The sequence below is a fragment of the Bacillus sp. BC08 genome, assembly GCF_054326875.1.
In genome coordinates this window covers 1-449 of record NZ_JBTGPA010000033.1, presented here as the reverse complement: position 1 = coordinate 449, position 449 = coordinate 1, and the positions used below count along the sequence as shown (strand labels likewise).

At 49.9% G+C, this 449-nt stretch carries 4 tRNA genes; all 4 read left to right on the top strand.

Features of this window, described 5'->3' with window-relative positions:
• The first annotated feature begins 61 nt into the window (after positions 1-61).
• The 4 genes from ACXVYO_RS16070 to ACXVYO_RS16055 all read left to right on the top strand — a co-directional run bounded on the left by ACXVYO_RS16070 (position 62) and on the right by ACXVYO_RS16055 (position 397).
• Positions 62-137: transfer RNA gene (locus ACXVYO_RS16070), tRNA-Phe, on the top strand.
• Between the two features lie 14 nt (positions 138-151).
• Positions 152-227, top strand: a tRNA-Thr gene (locus tag ACXVYO_RS16065).
• Positions 228-237: 10 nt separating this feature from the next.
• Positions 238-313: transfer RNA gene (locus ACXVYO_RS16060), tRNA-Lys, on the top strand.
• 13 nt (positions 314-326) lie between these two features.
• Positions 327-397 (top strand) — tRNA-Gly (locus ACXVYO_RS16055).
• Positions 398-449 lie beyond the last annotated feature (52 nt).

Here is a 449-nt window from a genome sequence, read left to right as displayed (position 1 = left end):
TGCCTGTCACGCAGGAGATCGCCGGTTCGACCCCGGTCGGGACCGCCATTTTTTACATAAAGGCTCGGTAGCTCAGTCGGTAGAGCAGAGGACTGAAAATCCTCGTGTCGGCGGTTCGATTCCGTCCCGAGCCACCATTTTGAAATCGCAAGCCGACTTAGCTCAATTGGTAGAGCAACTGACTTGTAATCAGTAGGTTGGGGGTTCAAGTCCTCTAGTCGGCACCACTTTCAAAATGAGCCATTAGCTCAGTTGGTAGAGCATCTGACTTTTAATCAGAGGGTCGAAGGTTCGAATCCTTCATGGCTCACCATTTACAATTTAATGCGGGTGTAGTTTAGTGGTAAAACAAGAGCCTTCCAAGCTCTGGTCGAGAGTTCGATTCTCTTCACCCGCTTTTCAATTATGGGCCTATAGCTCAGCTGGTTAGAGCGCACGCCTGATAAGCG